Raw genomic sequence first — 17,736 nt, 5'->3', positions numbered from 1 at the left:
TCCGCCGGTGCCGCCGGCACCGGCGTCGAACGTTCTTCCAATGGAGCACCTCTCACAACCGGTTAATTATTCAAGTGTATTCCCGCGGCAGGATACTTCGATAACCCGCCGGGATACGGCCACGGGCCGGAGATCGTCACGGATGACGATCTCCGGCCCGTGGCCCGTGCGGCTAGGCCGTGGCGGGCACTGCCGGCACGGCTGCCTTGCTGGCCGCATCCGCGCGTCGCTGTTCCACACGCTTGGCCTGCTTGACGAGGTCGGGCTCGCCCTGGCGCAACCAGGCATAGAGCGGGGCAGCAACGAAGATCGTGGCGGCCGTTCCGATCAGGATGCCCACGAACAGGGCCAGGGACAGGTCCCGCAGCGTGCCGGCGCCCAGGAGGCCAGCCCCGATGAAGAGGATGGCCCCAACCGGCAGGATGGCCACCATCATGGTGTTGATGGAGCGGACCAGGGTCTGGTTGACGGCCAGGTTGACCTCTTCGGCGAAGGTCCGCCGGGTGGAGGCCTGCAGGTCCGCGGTGTTTTCCCGGATCTTGTCGAAGACCACCACCGTGTCATACAGCGAGTAGCTGAGGACCGTCAGGAACCCGATGATCGCCGACGGCGTCACCTCGAAGTCACTGAGCGAGTACACACCGGCGGTGATCAGCATGGTCACGATCATGCCTGCGAGGGCGGACAGCGACATCTTCCATGTCCGGAAGTACAGCGCCATCAGCACGGCGGCAAGACCCACGAAGATCGCCAGGCCCAGGAGGGCCTGCTTCGTGACGTCGGCGCCCCACGTGGGACCGACGAAGGTGGAGGTCACTTCGTTGTCCGTCACGCCGTAGGCACTGGTGAGGCCCGCCTTGATGCGGAGCGTCTCATCATCCGTGAGCTTGTCGGTCTGGATGCGCATCGTGTTGCCGGCGACGTTGGCAACGCGGGGCACGCTGCCGGCGACAACATCCTTGACCGCTTTCTCGCCGAGGGCCGAGTCTGTCGTCTTGACGTTGGAGACCGTGAACTCGGATCCGCCGCGGAACTCGATTCCGAGGTTGAAGCCGCCCTTGGCGACGGGTAGGAGGATCGAGAGGGCGACGGCGACAGCCGCGACCAGGAACCAGATCTTTTTGGACTTGACGAAGTCGTACGAGCGCTTGCCCGTGTAGAGCTCGTTTCCGAATGTGGCGAAGCTGGCCATTTACTTGCCCTCCTTGGCTGCGCTCTTGGCGGAACCGGCGAGTTGTTCTTGTTTGCCCTGTTCCTGCTTTTCCGCGAGGCGGCGTTCTGCAATGGTCATCCTGCGCTCGGCTTCGGCCACGGCTCCGGTGTTCTTGGCGCGGACCGCGACGGCGGGCCTGTCCTCCGGCGTGCGGATCCGGCCCGCGCCCCGGTACAGGGGCACGGCACCGAGACGCTTGGGATCAAGCCCCGAGAACCGGTGACCTTCGCCGAAGAACTTCGTCCGGGACAGCACCTGCAGGGTCGGGTGGGTGAACATGAAGACGACGATGAGGTCGGCGATCGCAGTAAGGCCCAGGGTGAAGGCGAAGCCGCGGACGTTGCCCACGGCGACGAAGTACAACACCAGGGCAGCGAGGAGGTTCACAGCCTTGGATGCGAGGACGGTGCGCTTCGCGCGCTTCCAGCCGTTCTGTACGGCCGAGACCAGTCCCCTGCCTTCGCGCAGCTCATCGCGGATACGTTCGAAGTAGACGATGAACGAGTCCGCTGTCTGGCCGATGGCCACGATGAGGCCCGCCACGCCGGCGAGGGAAAGACGGTAGTTCTCCGTCCAGCCGAGAATTGCGATGGCAAGGTAGGTCAGCGCACCGGCCACCACCAGGGAGGCAATGGTGACGAAGCCCAGCGCCCGGTATTGGAACAGCGAATAGACGACCACCAGTAGCAGGCCAATCACGCCGGCCAGCAGGCCCATCCTGAGCTGCTCACCACCGAGGGTCGCAGAAATCTGTTGCTCGCTTTGGATCTCGAAGCTGATCGGAAGGGCACCGAACCGCAGCTGGTCCGAGAGGGCCTTTGCCGACTGCTCGGTGAAGCCGCCGGTGATCTGCGGGCGGCCGTCCGTGATGACGGCAAGGGAGCGCGGGGCGGAGATGACCTGGTCATCGAGGACAATGGCGAACTGTGCCTTGGGGTCCGATCCGCCCTGGGCCTGGGACGCCGCGTAGAACTGGTACAGGCGCTCGGTAACGTCCTTGAACTTGGCCGTTCCCTGGTCGTCGAACTGGATGTTCACTGCCCACTCGTTGGTCACGGCACCCTGGGCGCCGCGCTGCAGCTGGAAGGAAGAGGACTTGATGCTCGAACCCTTGACCTCGACCGGGCCAAGAATGTACTTGACGGCGGGAGACTTGTCGGAGGCCGGCTCGCAGGTGACCAGCGGTTTGGCCGGGTCGGAGCGTTCCTGCTTGTCCTGGGAGGGATGGTCGCAATCGAGCGTCTCAAACTTCTTTTGGACGTCCGCGGTGATCCAGTTCGTGTCGCTGCTGTTGGCGGGGGCCGCTGTCGGCTTGGGCAGCTTGTCATCCGGGGTCAGGGACGCCGTCGGGACGGGGGCGCCCGCGCCGGCCTGGAGGACCGGCCGGAAGTTCATGTCCGCTGATGCCTGGATCAGGGCCCGGGTCTCCTTGGACGGGGTCCCGGGAAGGCTTACCACCACGTTGCGGCCGGACTGCGTGCTGATTTCAGCCTCCGCGACGCCGGAGCCGTCGACGCGCTGGCGGATGATCGACACGGCCTGGTTGAGCTGGTCTTCGGTGATGTTCGAACCGCCCTCAACCTTGGGCGCGAGGATCATCTGCGTGCCGCCTTCAAGGTCCAGGGCGAGCTTGGGGGCCCAGCTCGCATGTCCGGCCATGGTGCCGGCCGCCAGGACGGTTGTCATGACGGCCAGAATAACGCCAAGCCAGACCAGCACCCTGCGGGCTGTGTTTTTGGGGCCAGTTCGTGCCATTGTCGATCTTTCTATTAATTGCGGAGGAGCCGCCGGTGCCGGCCGTAGGACCTAACACCGGCGGATGCCGCGGCAGTTGCTTCGCGGCACAGCTCAAAGAGGCAGACTAGCTGTCTTTCTTGCCTTCGTCGTTGAGGCGCCGCAGGGTTTCGTCAGGCGTTTCAGCGGCGGGGGCATTGAGCTCCGCCTTATCGATCGTCAGCGACGAGGCGTCGTCGGGAACAACCGCGGCGTCCTCGGCGGCGGCAACGGGCTCGACAATCTTGGTGACGGCCTGGCGGTGCACGGTGGCCAGGTTTCCCGGGGAGAGTTCCAGCAGGACCTTGTTTTCTGCCTCGTCGATTTCAACGATGCGGCCGAACAGGCCGAAACTCGTCATGACCTCGACGCCGGGGCCGAATTTCGACTGGAGCTCAGTCTGCTGCTTCTGCGTCTTCTTGTTGCGGCGGAACATCATGAAGACGAAGACGCCGAGCATGACGAACAGGAGAATTGTCATTGGATCCAAAGGGAAATTCCATTCTTTACTTGCCTAGCTGATTTACCAGCAACGTCCGCTTTGCCCCGGCAGCCTGGGCAAGGATGCCGGGCAACAGACCAGGCAGGAGAGACTGCCAGGCCACCGGCGGCCTCGTGCTTGCCGCCGCAGAAACAAAGACCCGAACGTGCCGAGCGTCATACCAGTCTAAAGGGAAAAACGCTAGGCAGTGCTATTGACTGTTACGGATCCACTCGGGATCGGCTTCTTCGCCGAGCCCGCCGCCCGGTTCAGCGGCCGTGAAAAGTTCCAACGGGTCCTGTGCGAAGACGCCCGGGGGGACCGCGAACCCGAGGTGGGTCCAGGCCGGTGCAAGGGCAATCCTGCCCCGCGGCGTCCGTCCCAGCAGGCCCTCGCGGACCAGGTACGGTTCGGCGACCGTTTCAACGGTTTCCGTTTCCTCGCCGACGGCGATGGCCAGTGTGGACAGGCCCACCGGTCCCCCGCCGAACTTGGTGATGAGCGCTTCCAGGACCGCCCGGTCCAGCCGGTCGAGGCCGCGTTTGTCCACTTCATACATGTCCAGGGCGGCCGAGGCCGCGCGTGCATCAATCTGCTCGATGCCATGTACCAGCGCCCAGTCCCGTACGCGCCGGAGCAGCCGGTTGGCGATGCGCGGGGTGCCCCGGGACCGTCCGGCAATCTCGCTGAACCCGGCCGAGTTGACCTTGAGGTCCAGCAGCCCCGCTGAGCGGCGGAGGACCAGTTCCAGTTCCTCCACCGAGTAGAACTCCAGGTGGCCGGTGAAGCCGAAGCGGTCACGCAGCGGGCCCGGCAGGAGACCGGCACGGGTGGTGGCACCGACAAGGGTGAAGGGCGGCAATTCAAGCGGAATGGCTGTGGCGCCCGCGCCCTTGCCCACCACGATGTCGACGCGGAAGTCCTCCATGGCCATGTACAGCATTTCCTCGGCCGGCCGGGACATGCGGTGGATCTCGTCGAGGAACAGGACCTCCCCCTCGGAGAGCGAGGACAGGATGGCGGCCAGGTCCCCGGCGTGCTGGATGGCCGGGCCGCTGCTGATCCGCAAGGGCGCGTTCATTTCGGCGGCGATGATCATGGACAGCGTGGTCTTGCCCAGGCCCGGCGGCCCGGAGAGCAGGACGTGGTCGGCGCTGCGCCCGCGCATCCGGGAGGCTTCCAGCACGAGGGAAAGCTGCTTGCGGACCCGGTGCTGGCCCACGAAGTCGTGGAGGTTCTTGGGCCTGAGGGCGGCCTCGATAACCCGTTCCTCCGGCTCCTCTCCCCCGCCGACGAGTGACGGCTCAGCCACGGGCGCCTACCCGGTTCCCGGCGCGTGCGCCGTCCTGGCCCAGCCAGCGCAGCGTCGCCCGCAGGATCTCGGCCACATTGCCGTTCTCGGCCAGTTCGGGCGAATCGGCCAGGGACTTGTCGATGCTGGACGTGGCATCCTTTTCGGACCAGCCCAGGCTCGTCATCGCCGCGACCACCTGGGGCTTCCAGGTGGCTTCGGCCGACACTGCGGGCAGGGTGCCGCCTGTGGTCCCGTGCGGCACGAGCTTCCCGGCGAGTTCCAGCACGATCCGCCCGGCGACCTTGGGCCCGATACCCGGGACCTTGGTGAACGCCTTGCCGTCGCCGGAGTGGGCCGCCACCCGGATGGCTTCGGGTTCATGGACGGCCAGCACGGCCAGCGCGAGCCGGGGTCCGACCCCGCTGACGCTGAGGAGGACGTCAAAGACCTCGCGTTCGTCGTCGCTCGTGAACCCGAACAGCGTCAGGGAGTCCTCCCGCACGATCAGGGAGGTGAAAAGCTTCCCCTCCTGCCCGACACGCAGGCTGCCGAGGGTCTGCGGCGTGGCGTTGACGCTCATGCCGGCGCCGTTGAGGTCGATCACGGCGGAGGACAGGCCAATGTGCGCTACGGTTCCGCGAAGAAAACTGATCAAAGCCGGGCTCCTGAAGTACCGCCGGAAAAACCCGGCCATCCGAACATATCTACGAATACCCTACCAAGTTCCGCGGGGGGACAGCCGGACATTCAGCGGGCACGGCGCGCTTTTGCCTCGGCCTCTGCCCAGGCGCGCTGAGCCGGCGTCAGCGACTGGCTGCCCGGTCCCGTCGTGACTGCGCCCTTGTTGGAGATTCCGCTGCCGGCCCGCCAGGCGTGGGTGATAGCCAGTGCCAGGGCGTCCGCGGCGTCAGCCGGACGGGGCGGGGCGTCCAGCCGGAGGATCTTCGTCACGAGTTTGGTGACGGCTTCCTTGTTGGACGTGCCGCTGCCGGTGACGGCGGCCTTGACCTCCGACGGTGTGTGCAGCGCCACCGGGATGCCCCGGCGCGCGGCGGCCGCGATCACCACACCGGAGGCCTGCGCAACCCCCATCACGGTGCTGACGTTGAGTTGCGAGAAGACGCGTTCGACGGCGAGGACGTGCGGTTCGTAGCGGTCCAGCCATTCGTCGATCGACGTGGCGATGACGAGCAGCCGCTGGTCCAGGCTCTCGTCAGGAGACGTACCAACGACGCCGAACGCCACCATGGTGGCACGGCGGTTCTTCTCGACGTCCACGACGCCGATTCCGCAACGGGTGAGTCCCGGGTCGACTCCCAGGACGCGCAGCGTCAAGGGTGGGCCGTCAAGACCGGGCCTCAAGGCCGCGGCACAGGTGCCGGGTCACTCGGCTTCCAGTGCGGCCTGCACTTCGTCGCTGAGGTCGGCGTTGCTGTAGACGTTCTGGACGTCGTCGAGCTCTTCGAGGGCGTCGACAAGCTTCATGAACTTCTTGGCGGCGTCCAGATCCAGCGGGACCTGCATCGAGGGCACGAACTCCGCTTCGTCAGTGTCGTACTCCATGCCGGCTTCCTTGAGCGCGTCGCGGATGGCCTGGAGGTCGGTCGGCTCGGAGTGGATCTCGAAGCTGTCCCCGTTGTCCTTGACTTCCTCGGCGCCGGCGTCGAGGACGGCCATCAGGACGTCATCCTCGGTCAGGGCGTTCTTCGGCAGCGACACAACGCCCTTACGGGAGAAGAGGTAGCTGACAGAACCGGGATCGGCGATGGTGCCGCCGTTGCGGGAAATGGCGAGCCGGACCTCTGAGGCGGCGCGGTTCTTGTTGTCTGTGAGGCACTCGATCAGCAGGGCTGAGCCCTGGGGGCCACGGCACTCGTACATGATCTCGGTGTAGTCGACGACCTCGCCGGTGAGCCCGGCGCCGCGCTTGATGGCGCGGTCGATGTTGTCGGCGGGAACCGAGGTCTTCTTGGCCTTGGTGACGGCAAGTTCCAGGCCCGGGTTGCCGGCCAGGTCCGGGCCGCCCATGCGCGCGGCGACTTCGATGTTCTTGATCAGCTTGGCGAACGACTTGGCGCGGCGGCTGTCGAGGATGGCCTTCTTGTGCTTGGTCGTCGCCCATTTGGAGTGGCCTGACATGCTTTAAACTTCCCCTCTGATCATTCGAATAAAGAGTTCATGCACGCGCTTCTCCCCCGTCACTTCCGGGTGGAAGGAGGTGGCCAGCAGCTTGCCGGAACGCACTGCAACAATTCTAGCCGTCCCGTGCAGGGCCTCCGGATGGGACGTCCTGGACGGCTCCACTTTGGCCAGGACCTCCACGTCCGGCCCGACACGCTCCACCCAGGGCCCGCGGATGAACACCGCGTGCACGGGGGCCACGCCGGCGTCGGTGGCACTGAACTCCAGGCCCTTGAAATCGAGATCCGTCTCGAAGGATTCGCGCTGCCGGCCGAACGCGTTGCGGCGCACCGTGATGTCGATGCCCCCGAAGGTCTGCTGCGGCTTTCCTGAAAGGTCCGTCGCAGGGTCCGCGATCTGATCCGCCAGCAGGATCATGCCGGCGCAGGAGCCGTAGACGGGCAGGCCGCCCTGGATGCGTTCACGGAGGATTTCCCTGAGTCCGAAGATTCCCGCCAGCTTGTCGATAGTGGTTGATTCGCCGCCCGGGATGATGAGGCCGTCAAGGCCCTCGAGCTCGGACGGACGCCGGACTCCGATGCCGGTGGCGCCGGCGGACTCGACGGCGTGCAGGTGCTCGCGAAAATCGCCCTGGAGAGCCAGGACACCGATCCGCAGGCCTGAACCCGCGCGGGAAGAAAGCGCAGAAGTAGAAAGCGCTGAAGAGGGGGTGGTCATCCCATCAGCATAGTGCCGCAGCTCGCGAAGGGCGCGTGCGGCGGCGCCGCGCATCAGGCTTCCATGCCGCTGCTGGGATATATTACAGAGCATGCTCTACTTCAGCGTTCCGCTCGGCAAGCTCGTCCGCCGGGTCTCCCGGCTCAGGGGCGGAGGCTCTGCCCTTCCCGGTCTGGTGGTCGAGAAAATCGACCCCGGCTTCATGCGCAGGACGTTGTCCACGCTCCCCCTAGGGGTCGCCGTCGTCAGCGGCACGAACGGCAAGACCACTACCACGAAGATGGTCGTCGAGCTCCTCGAAAGCCAGGGCCTGAAGGTCTTCACCAACCGCACCGGCAGCAACTTCACCCGCGGCGTCGCCGCAGCCCTGCTGGGCGAGGTGGACTGGCGGGGGCGGCTCGACGCCGACGTCGCCGTGCTGGAACTGGATGAGGCGCACGCGGTGCACTTCGTGAACAAGGTTCCGCCGCGCTACAGCCTGCTGCTCAACGTCCTCCGCGACCAGCTGGACCGCTTCGGGGAGATCGACAAGACTGCCGAACTCCTGCAGTTCGTTGCCTCCAAAACGACAGGTACGGTCGTCCTCAACCGCGAGGACCCGCGCGTCGCCCGGATTGCCGGAACCCTGAACGGGCCCGAGGTGCTCTACTTCGGACTGGACGACTCCCTGCTCAGCACCTTCCCCAACGATGACGACATGCGCGCTGCCCCCGGCAGCCCCGTGCCGCCCGCCCCCGCCAAGCCCCACGCCGACGTCGTGCTGCGCCGCGTGGGCGTGGACGACGCGGACTTTGAGTACGACGGCGTCACCGTCACCACCGGGATGAAGCTCCGCGGCGTCTACAACATCTTCAATGCCGCCGCCGCGCTGACCCTGGCCCGCAGGATAGCGGGCCGGGACGCCGGCAGCGGAAGGACGGCGGTTGCGGACAACGCAAGCCTGCTGAAGGCACTCGCCAAAGTGGCGCCGGCGTTCGGCCGCGGCGAAAGCCTCGTCGTTGACGGCCTGCCGCTGGAACTGGTCCTGGTCAAGAACCCCAGCGGCTTCCGGCTGGGCCTGAAATCCTTCCCGGCAGCGGGCTACGCCACCATGATCGCCATCAATGACAACTACGCTGACGGCCGGGACATGTCCTGGCTGTGGGACGTCGAATTCGATACCCTCCGCGACAGCGGGGTGGACCAGCTGACCGGCTCCCGCGCCTACGACATGGCCCTGCGGCTGCAGTACGACGACGTCGCCATCGGTGCCGTCGATACCGAGATCGCACCGGCGCTTGCAGCGTTCATCGCCGGCGCCCAGGGCAAGCCCAAACGGGTCTTCTGCACTTACACCGCCATGCTGGCCATCCGCCGCGAGCTGTCCAAAATCACCACAGTGGAGGTGGTCTCATGACCCCCCGTCCCGATGAAAATGCGAACACGTCCTCCTACGGACACGAACTGCCGCCGGAGGATTCCCCCGCCCCTTCCAAGGGCACTGTCCGGGTCCTGCAGCTGTACCCGCGTGACATGAACATCTACGGCGACTGGGGCAACGCCCTCGTCCTCGCCCAGCGCCTGCGCTGGCACGGCTATACTCCGGAAGTGCTGGAGTACAACGTCGGCGACGAGTTCCCCGCGGATGTTGACCTGATTGTCGGCGGCGGCGGCCAGGACAGCGGCCAGCTCGTGATCCAGGACGATCTTCTCTCCCGCGAGTCCACGCTGAAGGCCATGGCCGCGGACGGCACGCCCATGCTCGTGATCTGCGGTCTGTACCAGCTCTTCGGGAAGTTCTTCAAGACCCGGCTCGGCTCGGTCATCCCCGGAATCGGAGTCCTCGACGTCGAGACGCACGGCACCGATGAGCGGCTGATCGGGAACGTCACAGTTGTTTCTCCCGAATTCGGCGACATCCTCGGCTACGAGAACCACAGCGGCCAGACGACCCTCGGGCCCGGCGTCGAGCCCCTTGGAACAACCCCCAAAGGCATCGGCAACAACAGCAGCGAGGGCCACGAGGGGGCGCGCTACCGCAATATCGTGGCGAGCTACCTGCACGGATCACTGCTGCCCAAGAACCCGGCGCTGGCCGACTTCCTGATCCGGACCGCCGTCGAACGCAAGTACGGCACTTTCACGCCGGGCACCCCGGACGACTCCTATGCCGTCCTCGCCCGCGAACACGCCGCACGCCGGCCGCGCTGACGACAAGCCTGCATGATCCGGATTGAACGCGACAGCCCTGCGCGCATTGACGTCCAACAACTCCTGGGCGAGCATCTCGCAGACATGTTCGCCACGTCGCCCGCGGAAAGCGTGCACGCACTCGATGTTGCCGCACTTTCCGGGCCCGGCATCGCGTTCTGGACCGCACGTGAGGACTCCGAGCTCCTCGGCTGCGCCGCACTGAAGGAACTCCTGCCCGGCCAGGGCGAGCTGAAATCGATGCGCACCGCGGCCCACGCGCGCGGACGCGGCATCGCCACGCTGCTGCTCACGCACATCCTGGCCGAGGCTCGGCGCAGCGGCTACGAGCGGCTGTACCTGGAGACCGGTACGCAGGAATTCTTCGAACCGGCGCGCCGGCTGTATCACCGTCATGGATTCACCGTCTGTCCGCCGTTCGCAGACTATGTGCTGGATCCGCACAGTGTCTTCATGACCCTCGAAGTCGGTGCGGCCGCCTGAGTTCCGCCGGACTCTGCGGCCGCCAGCATCCGGACGGCCCGGGGAGGCCCTGAAACCGCCTTCCGCCCCGCGGCCGGGAGCGGTCATCCGGCACCCCGGGGCGCGAACATGATGACAACCACACCGACCAGGCAGATCCCCGATCCGATGATGTCCCAGCGGTCCGGGCGGAAGCCGTCAAAGGCCATGCCCCATGCAAGGGACCCCGCCACGAACACCCCGCCGTAGGCCGCCAGGATGCGGCCGAAGTGCGCGTCCGCCTGCAGGGTCGCGACGAAACCATAGATTCCCAGCGCGATGACCCCAACCCCTGCCCACCACCAGGCCCTGCCCTCCCGAACCGCCTGCCACACCAGCCAGGCACCGCCTATCTCGGCGGCCGCAGCAAGCACAAACAACACAACGGATCGGGCAATTGTCATGCCATCATCCTGTCACCGGGCGCCTCAGTCGACGACTTCGCGGCGGGAGGGGCGCATCTCCCCGACGACGAGCACGGACTGTACCTTGACCGGATCTGTCTGGTTCTTCACCTGATCGTCCACGGGAGCGGCCCCGGGGTTAGTCATGCCCGTGCGCCGAAGATGCCCGGGCCAGATCCTCGCCGTCGTCTGCTGGCCCGGTCGTGGTCCGGATCGCGAAAGCGTCCAGGTTCGGCAGGGCATGACTGAGCCGGTGCCCGGCGTCGCGGGCGATCTGTTCACCTTCCGAAACCGGCATGTCGAGGATTTGGATGCTGGCGTTGCCCTGGAGCCGGTGGCCGATCCAGCGCAGCTGCAGTGCCGGGACGGCGTCCACTCCGGGCGTGGAAGCCAGTGCCGACCGTGCCCTGTCAACGAGGTCGGGCTCGATGCCGTCCATCAGGCGCCGGCCTATGCTGCGGATCGTTCCCCACAACAGGAGGACGATGGCGGCCGCGATCAGCAGTCCCACGACGGGGTCAGCCAAAGGGAACCCGGCCCACACCCCAATCACGCCCAGCACGACGGCCAGGGACGTGAACCCGTCCATCCGGGCGTGGACGCCGTCGGCCACCAATGCGGCGGAACCGATCTTCCGGCCAATGCGGATGCGGTAGACGGCCACTGCTTCGTTGCCGGCAAAGCCCACCAGGCCTGCTGCCGCAACCCACCACAGGTTGGTCAGCGGCTGGGGATGGAACAGCCGGTCAATCGACTGCCATCCGGCGACGACGGCGGAGAGCGCGACGACGGCGACGATGAAGAGCCCGGCCAGGTCTTCGGCGCGGCCGAAGCCGTAAGTGTAGCGGCGGGTTGCGGGCCGGCGGGCGAGGACGAACGCGATCCACAGCGGCACGGCCGTCAGGGCGTCGGAAAAATTGTGGATCGTGTCGGCCAGCAGTGCGACGGAGCCGCTGACCAGCACCACGGCGAACTGGAGGACGGTCGTGGCGAGGAGCATGAAGAGGCTGATTTTGACCGCCCTGACGCCCTGCTCGCTCGCCTCGAGGGCGTCGTCGACGGAGTCGGCTGCGTCGTGGGTGTGCGGAACGAACAAGCCGTACAGGAAGCCCTTGATCCCCGTCGGATGCTCATGGGAATGCCCGTGCCCGTGGTCGTGCCCGTGGTCGTGCCCGTGGTCGTGCCCGTGCCCATGACCTTCGCTGCCACCGGAGGGGGCGTGGACCGGCGCCGCCGGCCCGGAACGGTGGTGATCGTGGGGATCAGTCATGATAGGTCCGTGCTTTCGGGGTGGTGGTGGCGGGGAATTCCCCCGAGTGAGTGTTCGGCCTGGAAGATGGCATCCGTAACGAGCTGGCGGGCGTGCTCGTTCTCTAAGCGGTAGAACACACGCGTTCCGTCCTGCCTTGTAGTCACGAGGCGTGCGAGGCGCATCTTCGCCAGATGCTGGGAAACGGCCGCCGGAGACTTGTGGACCATCTCAGCCAGCCGGTTGACCGGCAGCTCACCTTCCCGCAGGGCAAGGATGATCCGGACACGCGTGGCGTCGGCGAGCATGGCGAACACCTCAACGGCCAGCTCAACGTACTGGCTGTCCGGTTCCCGTCCGCCTATCCTCTTATCTGCATCCATACGCAGATTGTTTCACACAAGCAGGCTCTGCCGCGGCCGGGGCTGGTTATCGGAGCAATTCCGCGAACTCCCCGGGCCGGGTGGCCGGCCACCAGTGGCCGCTGTTTACCCGGATCACGGTCAGATCGTCCACCCAGGACTCCACGCCCTTCACCAGTTCCGGCGACAGGAACGGGTCCTTGAGCGGCACCACCACCTGCACCGGCATAGTCACCCTGGCGCCCGGCGGCCAGTTGCGCGAAGAGAAGAAATTCGCGCGGTACAGGGCCAGGCCCCGAAGCGGATCATTGCCGACGTCGCGTTTGGAAACCCGTTCGTAGCGCCGGGTCAGAAACAGCCGCCACGCAGCCTCCGGCAGCACGGGAACCAGGAAGGCACCGACATACCAGCTGCGCAGCAGTTGACCGGCCAGCTCCGGCCAGGACCGCGGGTTCCGGAGATGTCCGCGCATCCAGCGGGAGAAGTGCCGCAGGTCCGGACCCGAGATGCTCGTGTACCGGCCGATGAGTCCGGCAGCGCGGGTATCCTGCACTGCGGCCCAGCACTGGATCGACCCCCAGTCGTGGCCCACCAGGTGCACGTCCGAGGCACCCGCCGCGGCAAGGACCGCGAAGATGTCGTCCGCCAGGGTCTTCAGGGTGAAATCGCCGGGAGTGCCGGCGACGGCGGATGCGCCGGCGTTCCGCGTGTCGAATGCCACCACGTGGTGCGTAGCCGCGAGCTTCCGGATGGCCGGAAGGTAGACCCGGTGGTCATCGGGATAGCCATGGACCAGCACCAACGTGGGGACATCAGGTCCCGGTTCCCGGCCGTACTCGAACACAGCCAGCTCGGCGCCGGATGCGGCGACGGTGCGCCGGCGTTCCGACAGTGCCTCAATCGTCATGGCTTGCTCGTGATCAGGAGCTCGTGTGCGCCGAGCGTCGCGGCCCCCATCGATTCCACCACGGTCTTGGTGCGCCGGCGAGTGGCGGCGTCGGCTGCGGCGCCGGCGCAGGGGCCTTGCGGAGCGTCGGATGCAACTGAGCACCACCGGTAGGGTGCCTGCACCATGACCGACGGCGCCCACCCCAGATCGGACGCGGCCCAGTTGCCGGCCGCGTCCTGGCTGAACTGTGCGCGCACCAGCAGGCCTTCGTTGTTCACCACATACGTCGGCGAGAGTTCGGTGATGCCATTGCCCAGGCCATAGACGATCCACGTGCCTTTGTACTGCTCGATCGGCAGCACCGAGTGGGTGTGGTGGCCGTAGATCATGGTGAACTCTCCGCTGTCCACGAGCGCATGGGCAGCGTCGCGTTGCTGGGCGTTGGGCACACTGGAGTACTCATCGCCTGCGTGCATGACGCCCAGCACGATCTCGGCCCCGAGCGCCCGGGCCTTCTTCGCCTTGGCGATCATCGCGGAAGGATCGAGCATGTCCACCTGCCAGGGCTGTTCCGGAACCTGGCCGTTCAGCCCGTAGGTTCCCTCGATGACGGCGATCTTCGCCGCCGCCGTCTCCAGGATCATGATCCCTTGCGAGTCAGCCTCGGACCGGTAGGTGCCGGTGTGCTGCAGGCCGGCGGCATCGAGGGCGTCCAGGGTCCGGGTCAGGCCTGCGGTGCCGCGGTCGATGCTGTGGTTGCTGGCGGTGGTGCAGGCCTGGTAGCCGACCATTTGCGCCGCGGAAATAATCTGCGGCGGGACGTTAAAGGACGGGTAGGCGGAGAAAGGTCCGGTGGGCCCGGCCACCGGGGTTTCCTGGTGGCAGATCGCGAGGTCGCTCCGGGCAATGTAGCTCCGCTGGCCTTCCAGCATCGGACCGAAGTCAAGGCCCTTGGCACCGGCGGCCAGGGCATCCGCGCGCGCCTGTTCCCAGAGCTGCGCGTGGACCAGCATGTCGCCCGTGACCACCACGGAGGTGCACCGGACGGCGCGGCATGCGGGCCCCTTGCCGGGGGTCGGTGCCGCGGCTGGCGTCGGATCAGAGGCGCCCGAAGGCGACTGTGGTGCCGCCGCCGTCGACCCACCGGCCGCCGCCGTACCGGAAACCCCTGCACCTGCACCTGCACCCGGAGTCTCTGGGCTGGACGGTCCGCTGCCGGCGGCGGGGTCGTTGGTCGGGTTGTTGTCCTGCCGGGCGATGACCCCGCACGATGCCAACGCAGCCGCAAGCGTTGCTGCCGCGGCGGCTGCGAACAACCGGCCGGGCAGCGTTGATTTGGTGTTCCCCATGCCGCCAATCCTACGGTGGCCCGTGTCACAACACGCTTAGCATTCCGTTGAGAACTCGGGCCTCACATGAAAGAGTTATTTCATGACCAATCCCCTCCTGAGCCCCAGCACACTGCCCTATGGGCTGCCCCCGTTCGCGGACATCGAAGATGCGCACTACGCCGAAGCCGTAGAGGCCGGCCTGGCCGGTCATCTTGCGGAAATCCAGGCGATTGTGGACAACCCGGAGCCGGCTTCCTTCGAGAACACCGCCCTGGCCATGGAAAGGTCCGGCCAGCTGCTGCAGCGTGCGGCCGCGTCTCTCTTCACGCTGGTCTCGGCCGACGCCTCCGACACCATCCGCGAGCTGGAGACGCAGCTCTCCCCGCTCCTCTCCGCACACCAGGACGCGGTGTACCTCAACCGCGGGCTCTTCGCCCGCTTCGCGGCGCTGGACTCCCAGGTCCTCGACCCCGAAGCGGCCCGGCTCGTGGACGAGTACCTCAAGGAGTTCCGCCAGTCCGGCATCTCGTTGGACGCGGCCGGCCAGGACCGGCTCATGGAAGTCAACGCGGAGCTTTCGCGGCTGGGCACTGAATTCGGCCAGCGCGTCAAGGAAGGGATGAAGTCCGCTTCCCTGCTGCTGGACGACGCCGCCGACCTCGCCGGACTGCCCGCAGACGACGTGGCCTCAGCCGCTGAAGCCGCGCGGACCGCCGGGCACGAGGGCAAGTTCCTGCTCACGCTGATCCAGCCGAGCAACCAGCCGGCCCTCGCCGCACTCGAGGACCGGGAGGTCCGCCGTCGCCTGTTCGAGGCATCGATCGGCCGCGGAAGCGGCGGCGGCAGCCTCGACGTCCTCGACCTCGTCAAGGACATGGTCCGCCTCCGTGCGGAAAAAGCCGGCCTGCTCGGCTTCGCCAACTTCGCCGAACTCACCGTGGACCTGCAGACAGCCCCCGACTTCGCAGCGGTACAGACCATGATGAACCGCCTCGCCCCCGCGGCTGTCCGGAATGCGGACGCCGAGGCCGTGGCACTGGCGGACATCGCCGGACACCCCCTCGAAGCCTGGGACTGGGCCTACTACTCGGCGAAGGTCAAGCGCGAGCGGTACGCCGTGGACGAGCAGGCCCTGCGCCCCTACTTCGAGCTGGACACCGTCCTCAACGACGGCGTGTTCTTTGCCGCCAATGCCCTGTACGGCATCACCTTCCACGAACGCACCGACCTCGCCGGCTACCACCCCGACGTCCGCGTCTGGGAAGTGAAGAATTCCGACGGCACCGACCTCGGCCTTTTCCTCGGCGATTACTACACGCGCGAATCCAAGCGCGGCGGTGCCTGGATGAACTCACTGGTGGAGCAGTCAGGGCTGCTGAACACCCGGCCCGTGGTCATCAACAACCTCAACATCTCCAAGCCGCCGGCCGGCGAGCCCACGCTGTTGACCCTGGACGAGCTCCGCACCACGTTCCACGAGTTCGGCCACGCCCTGCACGGCCTCTTTTCCTCGGTGACGTACCCGCGGTTCTCGGGGACCAATGTGCCGCGGGACTTCGTGGAGTACCCCTCGCAGGTCAACGAGATGTGGATCATGTGGCCGGAGGTCCTGGCGAACTACGCACGGCACTATGCCACCGGCGAGGCCCTGCCGCAGGAAACCGTCGACAAGCTCAACGCCGCGCAGCTCTGGGGCGAAGGCTTCGGCACCACCGAATACCTCGGCGCGGCCCTCCTGGATCTCGCCTGGCACGTCCTGGACGGCACAGGGATCCCGGAGGACGCGCTGGAGTTCGAGGCCAAAGCCCTGGCCGCCGCCGGCGTCGCGCACAGCCTGATACCGCCGCGCTACCGCACCGGCTACTTCCAGCACATCTTTGCCGGCGGCTGGTATGCCGCCGGGTACTACTCCTACATCTGGAGCGAGGTGCTGGACGCCGACACTGTGGAGTGGTTCAAGGAGCACGGCGGCCTCAGCCGCGCCAACGGTGACTTCTTCCGGGCCGAGCTGCTTTCACGCGGCAACAGCCGGGACCCGCTGGAGTCCTTCCGCGCCTTCCGAGGCCGCGACGCAGACCTGGAACCCCTCCTCAAGCGCCGCGGCCTGGACTAACCCCTCATCGATTGCTCCGTAACCGCCCTTTAGGAGCCTCAAAGGGCCGTTGCGGAGCAATCGACGGGGGTTAACGCACGACGGCGGCGGATCACCTAAAGAAGGTGACCCGCCGCCGTCGCTGTTAAAGCCTAGGTTGGGTTACCAGCCGCGCTCGGCCAGGCGGTGCGGCTGCGGGATCTCGTCCACGTTGATGCCGACCATGGCTTCGCCGAGGCCGCGGGAGGCCTTGGCGATCTCCTCCGGGTCGTCGAAGAACGTGGTGGCCTTCACGACGGCGGCGGCGCGCTGGGCGGGGTTGCCGGACTTGAAGATGCCGGAGCCGACGAAGACACCGTCGGCGCCGAGCTGCATCATCATCGCGGCGTCCGCCGGGGTGGCGATGCCGCCGGCGGTGAACAGCACGACCGGGAGCTTTCCGGTGGCGGCAACTTCCTTGACCAGTTCGTACGGTGCCTGCAGTTCCTTGGCGGCGACGTAGAGCTCGTCCTCGGCCATGCCGGCGAGCCGCTTGATCTCCGCACGGATCTGGCGCATGTGGGTGGTGGCGTTGGAAACGTCGCCGGTGCCGGCCTCGCCCTTGGAGCGGATCATCGCCGCGCCCTCGTTGATGCGGCGCAGGGCCTCACCAAGGTTCGTGGCGCCGCAGACGAAGGGAATCGTGAAGTTCCACTTGTCGATGTGGTTGGCGTAGTCGGCCGGCGTCAGGACCTCGGACTCGTCAATGTAGTCCACCCCGAGGGTCTGGATGACCTGGGCCTCGACGAAGTGGCCGATCCGGACCTTCGCCATGACCGGGATGGACACGGCCGCGATGATCGCCTCGATCATGTCCGGATCCGACATCCGGGACACGCCGCCCTGGGCGCGGATGTCGGCGGGAACGCGTTCCAGCGCCATGACTGCCACGGCACCGGCGTCCTCGGCAATGAGGGCTTGCTCGACGTTGACGACGTCCATGATGACGCCGCCCTTGAGCATCTCCGCCATGCCGCGCTTGACGCGGTTGCTGCCCGTAACGCTCTTCGCGGACGCGCCGGCTTCGCTGCTTACATCTGGTGTAGACACAAAAACCCC

Annotated in this window: 19 protein-coding genes; 4 read left to right on the top strand and 15 right to left on the bottom strand. The window is 66.6% G+C overall.

The window, feature by feature from the left end; translation table 11 throughout:
- Positions 1 to 172: 172 nt before the first annotated feature.
- The 8 genes from secF to pdxT form a co-directional block, all read right to left on the bottom strand.
- On the bottom strand, positions 173 to 1,192 hold the full coding sequence (gene secF / locus AC1DCZ_RS14400) for a protein translocase subunit SecF (RefSeq protein ID WP_476896492.1): 1,020 nt from the start codon (positions 1,190 to 1,192) through the stop codon (positions 173 to 175).
- Complete coding sequence (gene secD, locus AC1DCZ_RS14395) at positions 1,193 to 2,968, bottom strand: protein translocase subunit SecD (RefSeq protein ID WP_476975196.1); 1,776 nt, start codon at positions 2,966 to 2,968, stop codon at positions 1,193 to 1,195.
- Positions 2,969 to 3,074: 106 nt separating this feature from the next.
- The gene (gene yajC, locus AC1DCZ_RS14390) at positions 3,075 to 3,467 is read right to left on the bottom strand and encodes a preprotein translocase subunit YajC (RefSeq protein ID WP_476896490.1); all 393 of its coding nucleotides are present in this window, start codon (positions 3,465 to 3,467) and stop codon (positions 3,075 to 3,077) included.
- 211 nt (positions 3,468 to 3,678) lie between these two features.
- Positions 3,679 to 4,779, bottom strand: coding sequence for a Holliday junction branch migration DNA helicase RuvB (ruvB, locus tag AC1DCZ_RS14385; protein WP_476975195.1), 1,101 nt, complete (start codon positions 4,777 to 4,779; stop codon positions 3,679 to 3,681).
- Positions 4,772 to 5,416: a Holliday junction branch migration protein RuvA gene (gene ruvA, locus AC1DCZ_RS14380; RefSeq protein WP_476975194.1), complete on the bottom strand. Its 645-nt coding sequence runs from the start codon at positions 5,414 to 5,416 to the stop codon at positions 4,772 to 4,774. Before ruvA ends, ruvB begins: the two co-directional genes overlap by 8 nt.
- Positions 5,417 to 5,508: 92 nt before the next feature.
- Positions 5,509 to 6,096, bottom strand: coding sequence for a crossover junction endodeoxyribonuclease RuvC (gene ruvC / locus AC1DCZ_RS14375; protein ID WP_476975193.1), 588 nt, complete (start codon positions 6,094 to 6,096; stop codon positions 5,509 to 5,511).
- A gap of 48 nt (positions 6,097 to 6,144) precedes the next feature.
- On the bottom strand, positions 6,145 to 6,900 hold the full coding sequence (locus AC1DCZ_RS14370; protein ID WP_476896486.1) for a YebC/PmpR family DNA-binding transcriptional regulator: 756 nt from the start codon (positions 6,898 to 6,900) through the stop codon (positions 6,145 to 6,147).
- A gap of 3 nt (positions 6,901 to 6,903) precedes the next feature.
- Positions 6,904 to 7,620, bottom strand: a complete 717-nt coding sequence (gene pdxT / locus AC1DCZ_RS14365; protein WP_476975192.1) for a pyridoxal 5'-phosphate synthase glutaminase subunit PdxT — start codon at positions 7,618 to 7,620, stop codon at positions 6,904 to 6,906.
- 91 nt (positions 7,621 to 7,711) lie between these two features.
- Between pdxT and AC1DCZ_RS14360 the strand changes: the two genes are divergently transcribed.
- Genes AC1DCZ_RS14360 through AC1DCZ_RS14350 form a run of 3 tightly spaced genes read left to right on the top strand, consistent with a single transcriptional unit; the run spans position 7,712 to position 10,293 of the window.
- Positions 7,712 to 9,016, top strand: coding sequence for a MurT ligase domain-containing protein (locus AC1DCZ_RS14360; RefSeq protein WP_476975191.1), 1,305 nt, complete (start codon positions 7,712 to 7,714; stop codon positions 9,014 to 9,016).
- Positions 9,013 to 9,810, top strand: a complete 798-nt coding sequence (locus AC1DCZ_RS14355) for a type 1 glutamine amidotransferase (protein ID WP_476975190.1) — start codon at positions 9,013 to 9,015, stop codon at positions 9,808 to 9,810. Before AC1DCZ_RS14360 ends, AC1DCZ_RS14355 begins: the two co-directional genes overlap by 4 nt.
- 12 nt (positions 9,811 to 9,822) lie before the next feature.
- Positions 9,823 to 10,293, top strand: coding sequence for a GNAT family N-acetyltransferase (locus AC1DCZ_RS14350; protein ID WP_476975189.1), 471 nt, complete (start codon positions 9,823 to 9,825; stop codon positions 10,291 to 10,293).
- 83 nt (positions 10,294 to 10,376) lie between these two features.
- On the opposite strand, the gene AC1DCZ_RS14345 is transcribed toward AC1DCZ_RS14350, so the two are convergent.
- Genes AC1DCZ_RS14345 through AC1DCZ_RS14320 form a run of 6 tightly spaced genes read right to left on the bottom strand, consistent with a single transcriptional unit; the run spans position 10,377 to position 14,564 of the window.
- Entirely contained in the window at positions 10,377 to 10,715 is a 339-nt protein-coding gene (locus AC1DCZ_RS14345; protein WP_476975188.1) for a YnfA family protein, read from the bottom strand.
- A 24-nt stretch (positions 10,716 to 10,739) separates the two neighbouring features.
- The gene (locus tag AC1DCZ_RS14340) at positions 10,740 to 10,862 is read right to left on the bottom strand and encodes a hypothetical protein (protein ID WP_476975187.1); all 123 of its coding nucleotides are present in this window, start codon (positions 10,860 to 10,862) and stop codon (positions 10,740 to 10,742) included.
- On the bottom strand, positions 10,855 to 11,985 hold the full coding sequence (locus AC1DCZ_RS14335; RefSeq protein ID WP_476975186.1) for a cation diffusion facilitator family transporter: 1,131 nt from the start codon (positions 11,983 to 11,985) through the stop codon (positions 10,855 to 10,857). Before AC1DCZ_RS14335 ends, AC1DCZ_RS14340 begins: the two co-directional genes overlap by 8 nt.
- Positions 11,982 to 12,347: an ArsR/SmtB family transcription factor gene (locus tag AC1DCZ_RS14330; protein ID WP_476896478.1), complete on the bottom strand. Its 366-nt coding sequence runs from the start codon at positions 12,345 to 12,347 to the stop codon at positions 11,982 to 11,984. Before AC1DCZ_RS14330 ends, AC1DCZ_RS14335 begins: the two co-directional genes overlap by 4 nt.
- A 46-nt stretch (positions 12,348 to 12,393) precedes the next feature.
- Positions 12,394 to 13,233, bottom strand: coding sequence for an alpha/beta fold hydrolase (locus AC1DCZ_RS14325; protein WP_476975185.1), 840 nt, complete (start codon positions 13,231 to 13,233; stop codon positions 12,394 to 12,396).
- Complete coding sequence (locus AC1DCZ_RS14320; protein ID WP_476975184.1) at positions 13,230 to 14,564, bottom strand: CapA family protein; 1,335 nt, start codon at positions 14,562 to 14,564, stop codon at positions 13,230 to 13,232. The genes AC1DCZ_RS14325 and AC1DCZ_RS14320 overlap by 4 nt, the downstream gene beginning before the upstream one ends.
- Positions 14,565 to 14,646: 82 nt before the next feature.
- Between AC1DCZ_RS14320 and AC1DCZ_RS14315 the strand changes: the two genes are divergently transcribed.
- Positions 14,647 to 16,659 (top strand): M3 family metallopeptidase, encoded by a 2,013-nt coding sequence (locus AC1DCZ_RS14315; protein ID WP_476975183.1) that lies wholly within the window; start codon positions 14,647 to 14,649, stop codon positions 16,657 to 16,659.
- 141 nt (positions 16,660 to 16,800) lie between these two features.
- Here AC1DCZ_RS14315 and pdxS read toward each other — a convergent pair whose 3' ends face one another.
- Complete coding sequence (pdxS, locus tag AC1DCZ_RS14310; protein WP_476896474.1) at positions 16,801 to 17,727, bottom strand: pyridoxal 5'-phosphate synthase lyase subunit PdxS; 927 nt, start codon at positions 17,725 to 17,727, stop codon at positions 16,801 to 16,803.
- Positions 17,728 to 17,736: the final 9 nt, after the last annotated feature.

This window comes from Arthrobacter sp. 10N418, from assembly GCF_056394725.1.
This window is presented reverse-complemented; position numbering and strand designations above follow the sequence as displayed.

Bases quoted from the DNA above. Each gene is read 5' to 3' on its own strand.
- secF (WP_476896492.1), bottom strand. From the start codon at position 1,192: ATGGCCAGCTTCGCCACATTCGGAAACGAGCTCTACACGGGCAAGCGC.
- secD (WP_476975196.1), bottom strand. From the start codon at position 2,968: ATGGCACGAACTGGCCCCAAAAACACAGCCCGCAGGGTGCTGGTCTGG.
- yajC (WP_476896490.1), bottom strand. From the start codon at position 3,467: ATGACAATTCTCCTGTTCGTCATGCTCGGCGTCTTCGTCTTCATGATG.
- AC1DCZ_RS14370 (WP_476896486.1), bottom strand. From the start codon at position 6,900: ATGTCAGGCCACTCCAAATGGGCGACGACCAAGCACAAGAAGGCCATC.
- pdxT (WP_476975192.1), bottom strand. From the start codon at position 7,620: ATGACCACCCCCTCTTCAGCGCTTTCTACTTCTGCGCTTTCTTCCCGC.
- AC1DCZ_RS14360 (WP_476975191.1), top strand. From the start codon at position 7,712: ATGCTCTACTTCAGCGTTCCGCTCGGCAAGCTCGTCCGCCGGGTCTCC.
- AC1DCZ_RS14355 (WP_476975190.1), top strand. From the start codon at position 9,013: ATGACCCCCCGTCCCGATGAAAATGCGAACACGTCCTCCTACGGACAC.
- AC1DCZ_RS14350 (WP_476975189.1), top strand. From the start codon at position 9,823: ATGATCCGGATTGAACGCGACAGCCCTGCGCGCATTGACGTCCAACAA.
- AC1DCZ_RS14345 (WP_476975188.1), bottom strand. From the start codon at position 10,715: ATGACAATTGCCCGATCCGTTGTGTTGTTTGTGCTTGCTGCGGCCGCC.
- AC1DCZ_RS14340 (WP_476975187.1), bottom strand. From the start codon at position 10,862: ATGACTAACCCCGGGGCCGCTCCCGTGGACGATCAGGTGAAGAACCAG.
- AC1DCZ_RS14335 (WP_476975186.1), bottom strand. From the start codon at position 11,985: ATGACTGATCCCCACGATCACCACCGTTCCGGGCCGGCGGCGCCGGTC.
- AC1DCZ_RS14330 (WP_476896478.1), bottom strand. From the start codon at position 12,347: ATGGATGCAGATAAGAGGATAGGCGGACGGGAACCGGACAGCCAGTAC.
- AC1DCZ_RS14325 (WP_476975185.1), bottom strand. From the start codon at position 13,233: ATGACGATTGAGGCACTGTCGGAACGCCGGCGCACCGTCGCCGCATCC.
- AC1DCZ_RS14320 (WP_476975184.1), bottom strand. From the start codon at position 14,564: ATGGGGAACACCAAATCAACGCTGCCCGGCCGGTTGTTCGCAGCCGCC.
- AC1DCZ_RS14315 (WP_476975183.1), top strand. From the start codon at position 14,647: ATGACCAATCCCCTCCTGAGCCCCAGCACACTGCCCTATGGGCTGCCC.